The following is a 16,066-nucleotide window of genomic DNA, read 5'->3' as shown; positions in this document are numbered from 1 at the left end:
TCCGAAGTCCTCGCGGCATGACTCCCCCGGAAGCACCTGGTGACACGCGGCCCGCCCCGGCGCCGAGCCCTCGCAACCTGGGCTTGGACCGAGCGCGGGCCGTTGCCGTCATCGCCATGGTGATGGGCCACACGCTGGACGCGGTGCTGTCGGACGCGGCGCGCGATGGTGTGGGCATGCTGGCGTACTGGTCCATGCGGGCCGTGACGGCGCCGCTGTTCCTCTTCGTGGCCGGGTGGGCCTTCTCCACCACGGTGCAGCGCACGGGCGCGCATGGCCCGGGCGTGCTGCGCCGCTACCTCCCCCGCGTGGGGCTGCTGCTCTTCTGGGGCTACCTGTTACGTTGGCCTGGTTGGGGCCTGCCCGCCTTCTTCGCCGGGGACGTGGCGGTGTGGCGGCACTTCCTCTCCTTCGATGCCCTGCATGGCGTCGCGGGCTCGCTGCTGCTGGGCGCGGGCGTGCTCTCGGTGCTGCGTGGGCGGGCGGCGCGGATGGCGGCGCTGGCCTCGCTGGCGGTGCTCTTCCCCTGCGTGAGCCCCGGGCTGCGCGCGTCGGCGGAAGCGGGCGGGTGGCCGCTCGCGCTGGAGCTGGCGCTGGTGGGCAAGGCCTCCAACTTCCCGCTCTTCCCCTGGGCAGCGTACTTCTTCGTGGGCGGCCTCACCGGGCTGGGGCTCGCCGGGGTGAAGCGCGTGCCGCACTGGCTGTGCCTCATGGGGCCCGCCTGCGTGCTGCTCGCGCTCATGGCGCTGTGGGGAGGGGACCCGAAGGTGAGTGACCCCACCCTGGTGGCCTGGCGCGTGGGGCTGCTGGCCGTGGTGGCGGGGCTCGCCATGCTGCTGCCCTCGCGGTGGGATGGGCTGCTCGGCCCGGTGGGACGCGCCTCGCTCTGGGTCTACGTGGTGCACCTGCCCCTGGCCTACGGCTGGTCCACCTTCGCGGGTCTGGGCGGCCGGCTGGGGCACTCGCAGGACGTGCTGCCCTCGCTCGGGTTGGCACTGTCCGTCCTCACGGTGTCGCTGTCGCTCGCACTGCCCGCGAAGAAGCTCCACGGCCGCTGGCGCGGGCGTGGGACGGGGGCCTCCCCTCTCCGGGGTGCACCGGGGGAAGAATCCTCCGCCGGGGCGGCGCTCGTCCCCGAGCCGCCCGTCTCGGGCTGAGGGGCCCGCGCGCCTTCGTGCTAGGCTGTGACCTCCCGGGTCAACGCCGTGGTGCCCCCCTTCGGAGGAGACCCCCAGGAGTCATGCCGCCGCTTCGCCTCGCCCTGTTGCTGGCCGTGGTCCTCGCCTCGTGGGCGGGCAATGAGGCGCGTGGGGCCGAGCCCCCGGGACGCCTCGCCTTCCGCAGCTACGGCGCGGACGTCGGGCTCGAGAACCACGACATGTCCTGCATCTTCCAGGACGGGGAAGGGTTCGTGTGGGCGTGCGCCGGGGACGCGGTGTACCGCTTCGACGGGGAGCGCTTCGAGCGCTTCGGGCTGGAGGCCGGACTGCCGTCGGCCGTCGTGCGGGACGTGACGCTCGATGCCGGAGGCGGGCTGCTCCTGGTGACGCAAGGGGGCGTGGTGCGCTGGGACGGCAGCCGCTTCGTCCCCGTGCCGATGAATGGGGTGGCCTCGGCCGTGTCCAGGCTCCGGCTGGGCCCGGGCAAGCGGATGCTCGTGGGCACCGAGGAGGGGCTGTTCGCGGAGCAGGAGTCGGAGCCGGGGCGTTTCGCGCGGGTGCCCGGGTGGCCGGGCGGCCCCGTCGAGGGGCTGTGGGTGGAGGCCTCGGGGGCGCTCCAGGTCCTCTCCGACGGGCGCCTGCTGAGCCGCGACCTCCAGGGGCGCTGGCAGATTCGCGAGGTGCCGGGCGAGCCGGGCCGTCCCCTCCTCGCCATCGTGAGGGATGGGCAGGGCCGGCTGTGGCTGGGCGGAGATGGGCGGCTGGCCGTGCAGACGCGCGAGGGCGCACCGCTCGAGGACCGCTCCGCCTTCGTCCGGGGGATGCTGGGCGCGGGGCGCCGCCTGCGCGTGGGACAGCGGGGGCAACTGCTGCTGCCCAACTACAAGGGCCTGCTCGTGGTGGAGGGCGAGCGCGTGGAGTCCGTGCGGCTGGGCCTCTCGGAGCGCTCGGCACGGATGTGGGACGTGCTGGAGGACGCGAAGGGGACGCTCTGGGTGGCGAGCCTCGGCGTGCACCGCTCCGTGGGCCGCGGGCTGTGGACCGCTCACGACGCGGGCACCGGGCTGCCCTCGAGCATGCCCTGGGGCATGGCCCGCGGGCCCGACGGGACGCTCTGGGTGGGGACCGATTCGGGGCTCGCGCGCGCCACGGCCGAGGGGTGGGAAGCCATTGCCGGGTTGAGCGGCTACTCGCTCAAGGCCGTGGCGGTGGCGCGGGACGGCGCGGTGTGGACGGGAGGCAACCCGCTGGGGCTGCACCGCTACGAGCCCTGGAGCGGACGGCTGCGCACGTTCGATGAGTCCTCCGGTTACCCGGCGCGCTACACGTACCGCATGGTGTGGGAGCCCGACGGCACCCTGTGGGCGGCCACCTCCTCGGGGTTGATTCGCGGCACGCTCATCGGCGAGGAGTGGTCCTTCCAGGTGGTGATACCCAGCCCGCGCGTCATCTTCTTCGGCGTGGCGAGGGATCCGGACGGGCGGCTGTGGGCCGCGGGGGACGGGTTGCACGTGCGCGAGGGCGGCGTGTTCCGGCGCCTGGGCACCGCGGACGGGCTGCGCATCGACCGGGTGCGCTACCTGGTGGCCCGGCGCGATGGCCGCATCTGCGTGTCCTATGCGGAGCCCATCGGCCTGAGCTGTTTCCGCTACCGGGACGGGCGCCTCGTCGACGCCATGCACCTGGACCGGGACTCGGGGCTGCACAACGGCATGGTGTACATGCTCGGCGAGGACGCCCAGGGCCGGCTGTGGGTGGGGACGGGGGCCGGGGTGCACATCGTGCGCGAGGACGGGGTGCTCGAGCACTTCGGCGCGAGCGGGGGACTTCCCGCCGATGACTGCACGGGCAACTCCTTCCTGGCGGACGCGGACGGCGTGGTGTGGGTGGGCACGGCGATGGGGCTCGGCCGCTTCGACGGCGCGCGCTACAGCGGCCCGGCCGAGCCTCCGCGCGTGGTGCCGTTGGAGACCCGGCTCGGCACGCGCACCTTCCCCCGGCCGCCGCTGGAGGGCCTGGAGGCCGAGCACGACGAGGCGACGCTGGAACTGCGGCTGGCGGACCTGGGTGTCTTCGACGAGCGGCGCGTGGAGCACCAGGTGCGCATGGCGGGGCTGGACGACTGGCACGCGGCCTCGGGCCGGCTGGTGCGCTACAGCTCGCTCCCCGCGGGGAGCTACCGCCTGGAGGTGCGCGCGCGCGATGGGCGGGGGCCGTGGGGGCCCGTGGCGGGCTTCTCCCTGACGGTGCACCCCGCGTGGTGGGCGTCCTGGTGGGCGCGGCTGCTGGGCGTGCTGCTGTTGGGGGCGGCGGTGGCGGGCGTGGTGCGCTGGCGCGGGCTCGCCCTGCACCTCAAGAACACCGAGCTGGAGCGCCTGGTGGAGGCCCGCACCGCGGAGCTCGAGCGGGCGCGCGAGAAGGTGATTCAAGCCGAGAAGCTCTCCGCCATGGGGCAGCTGCTGGCGAGGCTCTCGCACGAAATCAACAACCCGCTCACCGCCATCCACAACAACCTGCCGCCGGTGGGCGAGTACTTCGCGCAGCTGGCCGAGGTGCTGCGGCTGTGCCGGGCGCGGCTGGAGGCGCACCCCGAGGACGCGAGCGCGGTGGAGCGGGTGTGGAAGGAGCTGGACGTGGACTTCGTGCTCCAGGACACGCCCGAGGCGCTGGAGGCCATGCGCTACGCCACCGAGCGCATCCGCTCCATCCAGGAGGACCTGCGCGCCTTCCTGCGCGGCGAGCGTCCGCGCCTGGAGCCCAACGACATCAACCAGACGGTGCAGGAGACGCTCGAGGTGGCGCGGCGCTCGCTGCCCCGGAGCGCGCGGCTGGAGGTACGGCTGGGCGAGGTGCCGCTCTTCCCCTTCCACAAGGGACAGCTGGGCCAGGTGTTGATGAACCTGGTGCGCAACGCCTTCGACGCGATGGGGAACGAGGGCGAGGTGCACGTGAGCACCTGCGTGAGCGGCGGCCAGGTCGAGCTGGTGGTGGCCGATGACGGCCCGGGGATTCCCCCGGAGCTGCGCGCGCGCGTCTTCGAGCCCTTCTTCTCCACCAAGGACGTGGGCAAGGGCTCCGGGCTGGGCCTGGCCATCTGCCGGCAGATCATCACGGAGAACCACGGGGGCACGCTCGAGCTGGACGGCACGGTGGCGCGGGGCGCCTGCTTCCGGGTGAGGCTGCCGCTCGTGCGGACGGAAGAGCAGTCCGCGGCCTGAGAACGGGCGCGCTACAGGCCCAGGTCGATGCCCAGCGTGCCGGGCGTCTCGTCGCGCAGCAGCACCCCGCGGCTGGTGCTCAGCTGCTGGCCGCACAGCAGCTCCACCCGCGAGTCGAAGCAGGGCAGGCTCGAGTGCGTGCGGTTGAGCGCGTAGAAGCAGCGGGCGCCATTCATGTCCCACTCGGCCTCGAAGACCCAGTCGGCCGCGTCCTGCTGGAGGCCGAGCTCGTCGTAGAAATTGATGCGGTTGCCCGTCTTCGTGTAGCTCTGCCCCGTGCCGCAGTAGTCGGCGCGCACCATCCGCGTGCAGGCCTGGTGGTAGGGCGCGAGCGGGAAGCCGTTGTAGCTGGCCCACGGCCGGTAGCCCCACAGCGCGCACTTGGCGATGGCGCCTCCCATGCACGCGAAGGTGAAGCGCGTGGGGTCCTCCGTCTTCGAGCCGCCTCCGGCCACGCCCTGGTGGTAGTCCCAGTAGCCGTCCACCGGCAGGGCCTGCGCCGGGGCACCGTTGGCATCGCGGCACACCGGCTGCCACGTGCCGTCCGCGGTGCGGTACTCCAGGCCGTAGAGGCTCACATCCGCGTTGGGCGCCGGGGCCGGATTCATGCCGGTGATGCGCACCGGCACCGTGCCGCCACTCCCGAGGTTGCCCTGGAACTGGACGCCCACGAACTCCGCGCCGAGGTAGAGGGTGCTGCCCTTGTAACCGTAGAAGGTGGTGCCTCGCAGCCACGCGTCGTCGAGCAGCGCGCCGCCCCTGATGGCCGGGTTGAAGCTCACGCTCACGATGACCTGCGACAGGTCCGTGCCGTTGAGATCCTTGCCGTTGAGGTCCTTGCCGTTGAGATCCTTGCCGTTCTCCGCCTCCAGCGAGGCCTTCTGGAAGGCGCGGGGGGCGAGCTCTTCAGCGGGGAGGGGGCTGTCGCAGGCGGAGAGGACCAGGGCTCCGGCGAGCCAGAAGCAGGGCGGGCACGAACGCATGGGGCGGGGCTCCCAAGGGGGGGATGGGGCCGTCTGGGGGAGTTGACGGCTGGGAGCGCACTGGATCGCGAAAGCGATGGGTCCGGTACCCGAGGACGGGGGCGGTGTTGGCGGGCGGACGCTGGCGAGGTCCGCCGCCGGGGACTCACGGCGCGGAGGGTGCGTCAGCGCACAGTCGCAGGCCGACGGTGAGATCCCGGAAGCCAGGCTCGGGCGTCTCGCGGTTGGGGATGCGGGCGGTGCTGGAGCCGAAGTAGTAGCCGCCGCCGCGAGCCACCGGCCGCTCGGGCTGGAGCACGGAGTCCACCCACTCGAAGACGTTGCCCGCCATGTCGTCCAGGCCGAAGGGACTGCGCGACTCGGGGTGGCTGCCTACCTCGTCCGGGCCGAAGCTGGCGCCCTGCTTGCCGTACGTCGCGTCGTGGTTGGCCTGGTGGGGCAGCAGCACGTCACCGTGGGGGAACTCGCGCTCGTCCGCGCCCCGGGCGGCGCGCTCCCACTCCCACTCCGTGCACAGCCTCGCTCCGGGGACACGGCCGGTGCGCGCCAGCCACGCCGCATAGGCCCGGGCATCCTCGTAGTCGATGGCGCTCACCGGCATGAGCCACCAGTCCTGCTCCACCTCCCGCGGGCGCGCGGCATAGCGGATGGGCTCGCCCGCGCTCGCCTCGTACACCACCGTGTTGGGCCGGAAGCGCAGGTGCCAGAGCCCGTCCTCGCGTTGCTTCAGCTCCACCGTGGCGCTCACCGTGGACACCGAGGTGCCATGGGGCGCGCGGCGCGCCCGCTCCTCGGGAGGCAGCGACTCCAGCCAGCGCACGTATTCGCCGTACGTCACCTCGGTGCGCGAGATGAGGTAGGCGCCCGTCTCCACCTCGTGCAGCGGCGCCGTGTCGAAGAACTCGCGGATGTCCTCGCCGGCGGCGGTGCCGAAGAGGAAGGTGCCGCGCGGCACGTAGACGAAACCCTCGGGGACGCGCGCCGCCTCGGGCAGGCTCAGCTCCAGGGTGCGCTCGGCGCCGGGCTCGGCTCGCAGCACGTGGCGCACCGGGGCGCGTCCGGGGGCGCTCAGCTCCAACAACCACGTGCCGCGCTCCAGCGCGAGTCCCCCCAGCGGTGTGGTACCCGGCTGGCGCGGCTCGGAGAGCACCCGCCGTCCATCGCTCGCGGGCTCGTAGCGCGCCAGGGTCACCGTGGCCCCGGTGGGCCGGGTCCGCAGGTTCAGCCGGAGGGGCGACGCCCAACGCGCCATCCGCTCGCCGGTGGTGTCGTAGAGGTGCACGCGCCGCAGCAGCTCGTCGCGCTCCGCGGGGCGGAAGGTGCGCTCGGCGAGCCCGGCGCGCTCGAGGAGCACCTCGGCGAAGGCCCCGCGCACCGGCTCGCGGCCCGGGTCGAGCACCAGCGTCTCCTCCATGGCCTCGCTGGCGCGGGAGTAGGCCTGCTCCGTCTCGGCCTGGAGCCGGAGCGCCTCCGCCCAGCGGGGCCGGGCCTCGTCGCGCTTGCCCGCGTCGAAGAGGGCGAAGGCCTCCGCCCGTGTCTGCTCCAGCGCACGGAGCTGCCCCCGGGCGGCCACCAGGAGGCCGCGCGCGTGGATGAGCTGCACGGTGACGCGGCGCTCCAGGCCATACCCGGCGGAGACGCGCAGGCCGGCGTACACGAGCACCAGCGAGGCGATGAAGCCCAGGGCGAGCACGCGCGCGAGCAGCCGGCCCCGGCGCACGCCCTGGCGCGAGGCCTCGAGGAAGGCGGTCTCGCGCGGGGAGAGGCTCTCCCCGGAGAGGGCGCGGACCTCGGCCAGGTGCCGGGTGCCCCACAAGGCCTCGCGCGGACGGCCCATCCGCTCCCACTCGGCGGCGGCCCGCTCCAGCCGCGCGTGCAGCTGGCGGGCCTCGTTGGCCTCGGCCAACCACTGGGCGAGCGTGGCCCAGCCGGTGAGCAGCGCCTCGTGGGCGATGTCGAAGCTGGCGCCCTCCTCGGCATGGCGGGCCACCACGAGGCGCGCGTGGATGAGGGCCTCGAGCGCGGCGCGCGAGGCGGGGTCCTGGCCGAGCAGCTCGGCCTCGGAGCGGCGGGCGCGCGTGCCGTCCACCGTGACGAGCCGCATGAGCAGCCGCCGTGCCGCCACCTGCTGGTCTGGCGGCAGTTGGGCGATGACGCCGTCGGCGTACCGGGCGAGCGCGCCACTCACGCCCCCGAGTGCCTCCAGCGCCGCGGCGGGGATGATGCCGCGCTCGCGCTCGCGCGCCTCCCACAGCTCGGCGAGGGTGAATTGCAGCAGCGGCAGGCTGCCCTCGGCGCGCAGGGTGGACTCCACCAGCGTGTCCACGAGGGCCTCGGACTCGAAGCGCGCGCCCTTGGCACGGGCGGGGCCCGTCACCACCTCGCGCACCTCGGCGCGGCCCAGGGGGCGCAGGAGGTAGAGCGCGCGTGCGAGCGCCTCGCCCAGGCCGGGCAGCGCGCCGAGCCGGGTGAGGAAGTCGCTGCGCGCCGTGGCCAGCAGCCGCACGCCCGCCACGCCCGAGGCGAGCTGTCCCAGCACCTCCGCGAGCAGCGCCGCCTCCGTGGGCTCGCTCAGGGTGACGAGCTCCTCCAGTTGGTCCACGTGGAGCAGCACGCCGCGGCGGGCGCCCTCGCCCAGGGCGGCGCGCAGGGCGCGGACCAGGGTGGTGGGCTCGGTGCGGGCGAGCTGCTCGAGGCGGGCCTCCTCCAGCGGGACATGGGCGGCGAGCGCGGCGGCGAGACTGGCCACGGGCCGGCGGCCGGGCACCAGGCGCGCCACGCCCCAGGAGAGGCCATCCTCCAGCGCGCCCTCGCGCACCCCGGGCAGCACGCCAGCGAGGCACAGCGAGGACTTGCCCACGCCCGAGTCACCGGTGACGAGGACGAAGGGGGAGGAGCGCAGCCGCTCCAGCACGGCGCGCACCTCGTGCCGGCGGCCGAAGAAGAGGGCGCGGTGCTCCTGCTGGAAGGCATTGAGGCCGCGGTAGGGATTGCCCTCGGGGAGGGGCGCGGCGCTGTCGCCGGCCCGCAGGTCCTCCAGCGCCTCGAGCAGCGCCTCGGCGGAGGCGAAGCGCTCGGTGGGCTCGCGGCGCAGGCAGCGGTCCACCACCGCGGCCAGGCGGGGCTCCACGCCCGGGGCGGCCTCGAGCAGCGGGCGCGCGTCCTGTGCCTGGGTGGCCCGGGGCAGCTCGCGCAGGGGGACGTGACGGAAGGGGCCGAGGCCCGCGGCGAGCTCGTAGAGCACCACGCCCAGCGAGTACAGGTCCGAGCGCACCGACGCCGGCTCTCCCCGCCAGGTCTCGGGGGACATGAAGTAGGGGGTGCCCACGAGGGTGCTGTGGGTGAGGGACGGCAGCTCGAGGCCGGGAGGGGCGCCGTCCTCGCCGGAGAGCGCCTCGGGCGCGGCGTCCGGGGGGGCCGCGTCCGGCGCGGCGCCCGGGGGCTCCGGGGCACCATCGAGCAGCTTGGCGAGGCCGAAGTCGAGCAGCTTCACCTCGCCGGACTCGGAGAGGAGGGCGTTGGCGGGCTTGAGGTCGCGGTGCAGGACGTTGCGGCGGTGGGCGGCGGCGAGCCCCCGGGCCAGACCGATGCCGAGGTCCAACACGCGCTCGGAGGGCTGGGGCCTGGGGAGCTGGTCGAGCGGGGTGCCGCGGACGTACTCGGAGACGAGGTAGGGCTGCCCCTCGAACTGGCCGGCGCGGTAGAGGGTGGCGACGTTGGGGTGCTGGATGCGGGCGGCGGCGCGCGCCTCTATGAGGAAGCGGGCGAGGGCCTCGGACTCATCGAGCCCGGGGATGAACTTCACCGCGACGGAGCGCTCGAGCAGGGTGTCGTGGGCGAGGTAGACGCGCCCGGTGCGGCCGCGCCCGAGGGGACGCAGGAGCCGGTATTCGTCGAACTCCTCGGGGGGCTGCCAGCCGTGGCTGGGGGAGCCCTGGGAAGGAGGAGGGGCGGCGCTCACCGGGACCGGGGCTTGCTGCCGGTTTTCTGGAGCAGGGCGCGGATCTGCTCGGCGACGGTGTCGGGGAGGGCGGGCTTGGCGATGAAGACATCGCAGCCGGCTTGCTGGGCGCGTTGGGTATGGGCGGGGAGGACGTGGCCGGTGAGCGCCATCACGGCGATGTCCGCGGTGCGATCGTCCTGCTTGAGCAGCTCGGTGGCCTCCCAGCCGCTGAGCACGGGCAGGGAGAGGTCCATGAGGATGACGTCGGGATGGGTTTCGCGAGCGAGCTGGAGGGCTTCCTGTCCATCCCTGGCCGTCTGCACCTGGTAGCCGAGGAACTCGAGGTACTCGGCGTACATCTCCCGGGCATCGTCGTAGTCATCGACCACGAGCACCTTGCAATCACCCGGAGAGGGCTCCGCCTCGGGGGTGGCGGGAGCTTCGGGCGGGGGCTGCTTTCGGGCGGCGTCCATGGTTCCTGGGGCGAGGAGACCCTTCCATTGTGGCTTCAATGAAGAGACGGGGCAAATGCCCGGGAGTCGAAGGTGACCCGTTCTGTCCGTCACGGTCGGATGGACCCGGAGTCGAAGCGCAGCTACTGCACGTTGAGCTGCCTGTCCCACTGGTACATCTCTCGGAGCACCTCCCCGGGATAGACCCCGGAAATGCGCTCGAACTCCTGGGTATCCAGCGTGGCGAGGTGCTCGCGCCAGGCGGAGAGATCCATTACCACTTCGGTGTGGTTGAGCTTCCTCCTGTCGGCGAACGAGAGGATACGGGGCAACTGACGGAGGAGGGCCTCGATACATTCCTCGCGTGTCGCTCGCGCCATGCGCTCCGAGGCCACCTGGAAACGAGAGCGGATGGAGTCCCGGTCCTCGGGACACCAGGCGGTCATGGCCCAACCGCATGCGGCGGTCATGAGTTCCTCCAGGTTCATGAACGTATTGAGCTTCTTGTGGAGGTAACGCCCGTGCTGGAGTGAATCCCAGGAGCGGAGCACGGCCTGGAGTCGCAGTGCGGTGCGCTCAGCGCTCTCCGGGGCGATGCCAGAAAGCGCGAAGTACAGAGCACCCCACGGCGTTTCACGAAAAGTCTTCTCGTACAGCTCATCAAGGTAGCGGTAGTTTTTCTTGTCCGCTTCGACAAAGCTCATCGCTGCCTCCCCGAGCATGTACAACCGCCAGGCGGGGGCATCGTTCTCGAAGTCGACGACGTTGTGTGTGAACACCACATCACCGGGTGCAACCGACAGCAACTCACGAGGCTGGGGGATGGCTGCGCTGAGTTGATATTCCTTCGCACAACGGCGTCCCTCCGCCTTCACCCTTCTCTCGATGGTCTTGTAGGTGCCATGAAGGAAGGACGGCAACTGGAGCGTGTTTGTCTGGAGGGGATCCATGGTGGGGATGCTCTGTCGGGTCACATACCCGATGCCTTGGGGAGCGGTAACGGGGGCACGCCAGTCGAGGGCTTCAAAGGAAAGGGGAGGACCTTACCTCCCGGTTGAGTCGCACCGCGCTCACCGGGCATCGCGGTGGAGAGTCGAAGCGCTCCTGGCTGCGCGTCCAACGATACTGGGTGACACCGGGGGTTTTGGTACACCACTCCAGCCGCCAGATGTATTGCCCCTGGGAGAACTGGATCAGGGTCTCCCCCTCGAATCCTCTACCGGCTGAAAATACATCTCTAGGCTGTAGGGTCCGGTTCAGTGCGAGCAGATAGGTCTTCACCTCCTGGAGGCCTTCCTGGAGCCCTTTTTCATGGTAGGGTTTGATTTCGAAGAGTTCTCGTGTGCTGACATCGGTGATGTCCGGGCGCATCCTGCCTTCTTTTTCGGACAGCGCTGACCAATTGCCGATTCGACGATCCCGAAGGATGCTGCTGATAGAGGACGTATTGTAATAAACGTCGTTCGTGGGGTGCCTCGTGCCGTAGATGTATGCGATGAGTACATGTGAGGCATTGCCGAGAAAGAGTTCGAAGGGCTGCTGGGAGTCGGGCTTCCGGCCGGGCACCTTGTAGCCCTGGAGGGCCTGGGCGGAGAGGTGCTCGCAGATGGGAGAGCGGCTGCCCGGGACCGTGCCGTTCGTCGGCGGCGGGGGCGCGGAAGGCTCCGCGGAGGCGAGTCCCGCCAGGGCCGTGACGAGCACGAGCCCCACCAGACGGTCAATGTCCCTGGCACCCGTCCATCGCCAGAGCTGAGCCCGCGCGTTCATCCCGCTCAAGACGCCTTGGTGAGGAGCACCTCGCTCAGGAGCGCGCGGGCCGAGGGGGCCTCGGGGTCGCGCTCGAGCCAGCGCGGCACGGGCAGTCCCTTGGAGCGCAGGAAGGCGGGGTTGAAGAGCTTGCTCGTGTAGCGGTTGCCCGAGTCGCACAGCACGGTGACGAGGGTGTGTCCCGGCCCGAGCTTCCTCGCGAGCCGGATGGCCCCGGCGACGTTGATGGCGCTGGAGCCCCCGAGGCACAGGCCCTCGTGCTCGAGCAGGTCGAAGAGGAGGGGCAGGGCCTCGGCGTCGGGAATCTGGAAGGCCTCGTCCACGGGCGCGCCCTCGAGGTTCGCGGTGATGCGGCCCTGGCCGATGCCCTCGGTGATGGAGGAGCCCTCGGACTTGAGCTCGCCGTGGGCGTACCAGTGGTACAGCGCGGCGCCGTGGGGGTCGGCCAGGCCGATGACGACCTTGGGGTTGCGCGCCTTGAGGGCCAGGCCCACGCCCGCGAGCGTGCCACCCGAGCCCACCGCGCAGATGAAGCCATCCACGCGGCCCTGCGTCTGCTCCCAGATTTCCGGGCCCGTCGTCTCCAGGTGGGCCCGGCGGTTGGCCACGTTGTCGAACTGGTTGGCCCAGATGGCGCCGTGGGGCTCGCGGGCGTTGAGCGCCTCGGCGAGCCGGCCCGACACCTTCACGTAGTTGTTGGGCTCCTTGTAGGGGACGGCGGGGACCTCGAGCAGCTCGGCGCCCATGAGGCGCAGCGTGTCCTTCTTCTCCTGGCTCTGGGTCTCGGGAATGACGATGACGGTGCGGTAGCCCAGCGCGTTGCCCACCAGCGCGAGCCCGATGCCGGTGTTGCCGGCGGTGCCCTCGACGATGACGCCGCCGGGGCGCAGGCGGCCGCTGGAGATGGCGTCGCGCAGGATGAAGAGGGCGGCGCGGTCCTTCACGGACTGGCCGGGGTTGAGGAACTCGGCCTTGCCGAGGATGGTGCAGCCCGTGAGCTCCGAGGCGCGCCGGAGCTGAATGAGGGGCGTGTTGCCGATGGCCGCGATGACGTCGGTATGGATGGGCATGGAGGACTCGCGGTGGGGACCGTAACGCCCGGGCCCGCGCGGGCTCAAGGCACGCCCGGTGTTCCCGGGCGATTCAAGCAATGGGCTCGAATGCTGGACTGCTCGGCCGTGAGCAGGATGCGGATGGCGGTGATGGCGGAGCGCACGTCCGGAGGCTCTCCGGTGATGGCGTCGCGGTACAGGAAGGACTCGCCGATGCGGACGATGACGTAGGCCAGTGCATCCAGGTCCATCGCCGGCCGGATGTGGCCCTCGCGCACGCCGTCCTCCAGCGCCGAGCGGACGCTCGCGGCGCAGCGCTGCTCCACCGTGCTGCTCTTGGACATCAGCACGCGCATCGCGTACTCGGCGTCCTGCTGCACGAAGCGCCGCAGCGGCGCGTTCTCCACGAGCAGGTGGAGCAACCGCTGGGTGATGTCCGCGATGAACGCGGGCCCCTGGCCTCGAGACTGGCTCCGGGCGAGCGCGAGTGCCTCCTCGAATTGACGTGAGATGACCTCGCCATAGAGCAGCTCGCGGCTGCCCACCCAGCGGAACACCGTGGCCCGGCTGACGCCCAGCTCCTGTGCCATGCGCCCGATGTCGAAGCGTTCCCCCTTCGTCCACCAGTCCAGCGCGAGCGCGAAGAGCTCCTGCGGCGTGGCGCGCGTGGGCGCCTCGAGTCTCCGCGCGAGCGGCGTGACGGGGGCGCTCTGGGGTGAGCGCCTCGCCGGACGGGCCGGGCGTTGCGGCCGTCGAGGCGGGGCGGGGCGGCTGGAGGTGCGGGAGCGCTTCATGGCGTAGGAGCCGGCATCATCATCTTCCGCCGTCTGCGCAGCGCGCCCGCCACGAGGATGCGCTGGTAGAGGCTGGGCATCGCGCGCTGCATGAGGTCGATGAGGACGGCGTCGGCGCCGATGAGCTTGCGCGGCCGGTTGCCGAGGATGGCGGAGTAGATGTTGGCGGCGGCGCGCTCGGGGGTGGTGGCGAGGAACTTCTCGAAGTCCGCGGCCGACTTCTCGTCCACCCAGCCCTTGCGGTTCACCATGCGCGCGCTCCGGGCGATGTTGGTCTTGATGCCGCCGGGGTGCACACAGGTGACGCCGATGGGGAGCCCCTCGACCACCATCTCCTGGCGCAGCGACTCGGTGAAGCCCTTCACCGCGAACTTGGCGGCATTGTAGGCGGCCTGCGTCGGCACGCCGATGAGCCCGAAGACGCTCGAGATGTTGACGATGTGGCCCTCACCCGCCGCCTTGAGGTGGGGGAGGAAGGCCTTGGTGCCGTGCACCACGCCCCAGAAGTTGATGTTCATGAGCCACTCGAAGTCCTCGTACCGGGTGTCTTCGATGGTGGCGCCCAGGGCGACGCCCGCGTTGTTGATGATGATGTGGACGGCGCCGAAATCCCGCGCCACCTCATCGGCCCAGGCGTGCACCGCCTCGCGCTTCGCGACATCCACGCGCGCCGTCCGCACCTGGACGCCATGCGCCCGGCACTTCCCGGCCGTCTCCGCGAGCCCCTGCTCGTTCACGTCGGAGAGCGCGAGGTTGCACCCGTTGCGCGCGAGCAGCTCCGCCGTCGCGCGGCCGATTCCCGAACCCGCGCCCGTGATGGCCGCGACCTTTCCCTTCACCGATTTCATGGGCTGACTCCGATCCGGCTGACGTTGTGCGGCAGTTGCAACTCGTGGTTTCGGAACTCCTGATGGAACGGCCGGCCATGATGGCGCTGGATGCGTCGAATCGCAAATGTGACGCATCCGTGAGGCAGGGGGACGGGTTGTCGCACGGCGGGTCCGGGCGGGAGTCGCGAGGCGTGAATGCGACAAGGGCCTGAATCCCGCATGGGGACCCAGGCCCTCGTGGCCTCAGGGAGAGGCGGCTCCCGCTCGGGGGCCTAGGCGCGCGCCTTCTTCAGCTCGCCGACCTCGAGCTTGAGGAGCCAGTCGTCCGGGAAGTCGGTGGCGGCGTGGGCGATCTGCTCCAGGCGCCTGGCGTCCAGCTTGTTCGACTCACGCATGGCGCGCACCTCGCGGTAGAGCGCCGCGAGCGACGGGTGCAGGGCCGTGGCCTTGTTCGCCCGGGCCTTCGCCTCGCCCTCGCCCTCGGAGAAGGCGGTGAGCTCCCCGAACCAGCGGTCCCACGCACCGGGGTCCGCCGGCCCACCGGCCACGCTCGGCAGGCCCGCGCTGAGGAAGAGCTGCGCCACGCTCGGCAGCTCCACCGGGCGGCCATCCAGCTCGCCGCGCAGGTTGAGCACCTCGCCCCCGCCCACCGCGAAGCCCCGCAGCTTCAGCCCGCTGGCGAGCTCCAGCTTGAAGTGGCCCCGCTCCGGCAGCTCCCCAGCGCCAAAGGCCACCAGCGCCAGGCCCGGCCACGGCTTGCTTCCGCCCTTGCCCTCGCGCGACACCATCACCGGGCCCTCCAGGCGCACCAGCGCGCTCGAGAGGCCCTCGGCCACGGGACGCACGCCCGGCAGCGCCTCCACCATGCGGGCGGTGATTTCGCGGCCATCCGACAGCACCAGGTGGTTCACCGTGCGCGCCTGGATGGCCTCCTTCAGGCCGTAGTCGCCGCCGCGCTTCCACGCGAGCGTGGCCTCGAACCCGGCCAGCACCTCGAAGAGGTGCTCGAAGTCCCGCGCCACGAAGAGCTGGGGCTGCATGCGGGTGATGTCGTACTCGGTGTCCGCGCACTGGAGGCTCAGCGGCAGCTTCTTCACCGCGTCGGTGAGGCAGTGCTTCGCCTCGCCAATGCTCGAGAGCAGGCCGGCGCCGTAGAGGCGCGGGTTGTCCACGTTGCCGATGAGCCCGTACTCGGCCGTCCACCAGTAGAGGCGCGAGGCGCGGGTGCTCTCACTCACGTAGCGGCGGCTCTGGGTGGCGGCCTCGAGGCGGGCCTGGGCGTGGTTGACCTCCTCCTGCGTCGCGGTGGGGTCCTCCTTCACCACGCTGAGGTTGCGGATGGCCTGGAAGACGGCCTCGTCCTCCACGGTGGCGATGGCCTTGAAGCCCACCAGCCCGCAGCGCTTGAGGTACTCGGCATAGCGCGCGTTGGCGATGATGGGGGCGTGGCCCGCGCTCTCGTGGACGATGTCCGGAGCCGGCGTGTACTGGATGTGCTCGTGGGTGCGGATGTCCGCGGCGATGGCGAGCACCCCGAGCGCTTGCAACTCGGTGAACACCGCGGGCGGGATGAAGCCGCGCACGCTCACGGCGGCCCAGCCCAGCTTCGCCAGCTTCTCGTTCATCTCGTCCAGGCTGGGGATGCGCTCCATGCCAATGCCCGTGGCCTCGAGGCCCTCGAGGTACACGGGGTGCGCCTTGTCGCCCAGGTGACTGCGCAGCTGGCGCAGGATGTGGCGCCACACCGCCTGGTCCCTCGGCGTGTAGGCGTCGTAGTCCTGGCTCACGACGTAGCGACGCAGATGGGCAGGTAGACGGGCGATGGTCCGTTCGGTGGGCGTCATCGTTTCTTCTCCGTTCCTTTGGA

Annotated in this window: 11 protein-coding genes; 2 read left to right on the top strand and 9 right to left on the bottom strand. The window is 71.7% G+C overall.

The genetic code is table 11. From position 1 onward, the window contains the following. Positions 1–17: 17 nt before the first annotated feature. A complete protein-coding gene (locus ACJ8AN_RS36175) occupies positions 18–1,157 on the top strand; it encodes an acyltransferase family protein (RefSeq protein ID WP_407760141.1) in 1,140 nt (379 codons plus the stop codon). Between the two features lie 83 nt (positions 1,158–1,240). Then, the gene (locus ACJ8AN_RS36170; protein ID WP_407760140.1) at positions 1,241–4,378 is read left to right on the top strand and encodes an ATP-binding protein; all 3,138 of its coding nucleotides are present in this window, start codon (positions 1,241–1,243) and stop codon (positions 4,376–4,378) included. 11 nt (positions 4,379–4,389) lie between these two features. Here the strand turns inward: ACJ8AN_RS36170 and ACJ8AN_RS36165 are convergent, their stop codons facing one another. From ACJ8AN_RS36165 to ACJ8AN_RS36125, 9 genes are all read right to left on the bottom strand, one after another. Next, positions 4,390–5,361, bottom strand: coding sequence for an ADYC domain-containing protein (locus ACJ8AN_RS36165; protein ID WP_407760139.1), 972 nt, complete (start codon positions 5,359–5,361; stop codon positions 4,390–4,392). Between the two features lie 145 nt (positions 5,362–5,506). Next, positions 5,507–9,322 (bottom strand): protein kinase domain-containing protein, encoded by a 3,816-nt coding sequence (locus ACJ8AN_RS36160; RefSeq protein WP_407760138.1) that lies wholly within the window; start codon positions 9,320–9,322, stop codon positions 5,507–5,509. Then, positions 9,319–9,777: a response regulator gene (locus tag ACJ8AN_RS36155; protein WP_407760137.1), complete on the bottom strand. Its 459-nt coding sequence runs from the start codon at positions 9,775–9,777 to the stop codon at positions 9,319–9,321. Before ACJ8AN_RS36155 ends, ACJ8AN_RS36160 begins: the two co-directional genes overlap by 4 nt. A gap of 122 nt (positions 9,778–9,899) precedes the next feature. Then, a complete protein-coding gene (locus ACJ8AN_RS36150) occupies positions 9,900–10,706 on the bottom strand; it encodes a hypothetical protein (protein ID WP_407760136.1) in 807 nt (268 codons plus the stop codon). A 73-nt stretch (positions 10,707–10,779) separates the two neighbouring features. After that, entirely contained in the window at positions 10,780–11,523 is a 744-nt protein-coding gene (locus ACJ8AN_RS36145; RefSeq protein ID WP_407760135.1) for a hypothetical protein, read from the bottom strand. 5 nt (positions 11,524–11,528) lie between these two features. After that, entirely contained in the window at positions 11,529–12,593 is a 1,065-nt protein-coding gene (locus ACJ8AN_RS36140) for a cysteine synthase A (RefSeq protein ID WP_407760134.1), read from the bottom strand. Between the two features lie 44 nt (positions 12,594–12,637). Beyond that, entirely contained in the window at positions 12,638–13,369 is a 732-nt protein-coding gene (locus ACJ8AN_RS36135) for a QsdR family transcriptional regulator (protein ID WP_407760133.1), read from the bottom strand. Then, a complete protein-coding gene (locus ACJ8AN_RS36130) occupies positions 13,366–14,217 on the bottom strand; it encodes an SDR family NAD(P)-dependent oxidoreductase (RefSeq protein WP_407760132.1) in 852 nt (283 codons plus the stop codon). The genes ACJ8AN_RS36135 and ACJ8AN_RS36130 overlap by 4 nt, the downstream gene beginning before the upstream one ends. Before the next feature lie 254 nt (positions 14,218–14,471). Next, entirely contained in the window at positions 14,472–16,043 is a 1,572-nt protein-coding gene (locus tag ACJ8AN_RS36125) for an aromatic amino acid hydroxylase (RefSeq protein ID WP_407760131.1), read from the bottom strand. Positions 16,044–16,066: the final 23 nt, after the last annotated feature.

This window comes from Archangium sp. (assembly GCF_045802675.1).
Taxonomy (GTDB): Bacteria; Myxococcota; Myxococcia; order Myxococcales; family Myxococcaceae; genus Archangium.
This window is presented reverse-complemented; position numbering and strand designations above follow the sequence as displayed.

Coding starts and splice junctions, on each gene's coding strand:
- ACJ8AN_RS36175 (WP_407760141.1), top strand. CDS start 18: ATGACTCCCCCGGAAGCACCTGGTGACACGCGGCCCGCCCCGGCGCCG.
- ACJ8AN_RS36170 (WP_407760140.1), top strand. CDS start 1,241: ATGCCGCCGCTTCGCCTCGCCCTGTTGCTGGCCGTGGTCCTCGCCTCG.
- ACJ8AN_RS36165 (WP_407760139.1), bottom strand. CDS start 5,361: ATGCGTTCGTGCCCGCCCTGCTTCTGGCTCGCCGGAGCCCTGGTCCTC.
- ACJ8AN_RS36155 (WP_407760137.1), bottom strand. CDS start 9,777: ATGGACGCCGCCCGAAAGCAGCCCCCGCCCGAAGCTCCCGCCACCCCC.
- ACJ8AN_RS36150 (WP_407760136.1), bottom strand. CDS start 10,706: ATGGATCCCCTCCAGACAAACACGCTCCAGTTGCCGTCCTTCCTTCAT.
- ACJ8AN_RS36145 (WP_407760135.1), bottom strand. CDS start 11,523: ATGAACGCGCGGGCTCAGCTCTGGCGATGGACGGGTGCCAGGGACATT.
- ACJ8AN_RS36140 (WP_407760134.1), bottom strand. CDS start 12,593: ATGCCCATCCATACCGACGTCATCGCGGCCATCGGCAACACGCCCCTC.
- ACJ8AN_RS36135 (WP_407760133.1), bottom strand. CDS start 13,369: ATGAAGCGCTCCCGCACCTCCAGCCGCCCCGCCCCGCCTCGACGGCCG.
- ACJ8AN_RS36130 (WP_407760132.1), bottom strand. CDS start 14,217: ATGAAATCGGTGAAGGGAAAGGTCGCGGCCATCACGGGCGCGGGTTCG.
- ACJ8AN_RS36125 (WP_407760131.1), bottom strand. CDS start 16,043: ATGACGCCCACCGAACGGACCATCGCCCGTCTACCTGCCCATCTGCGT.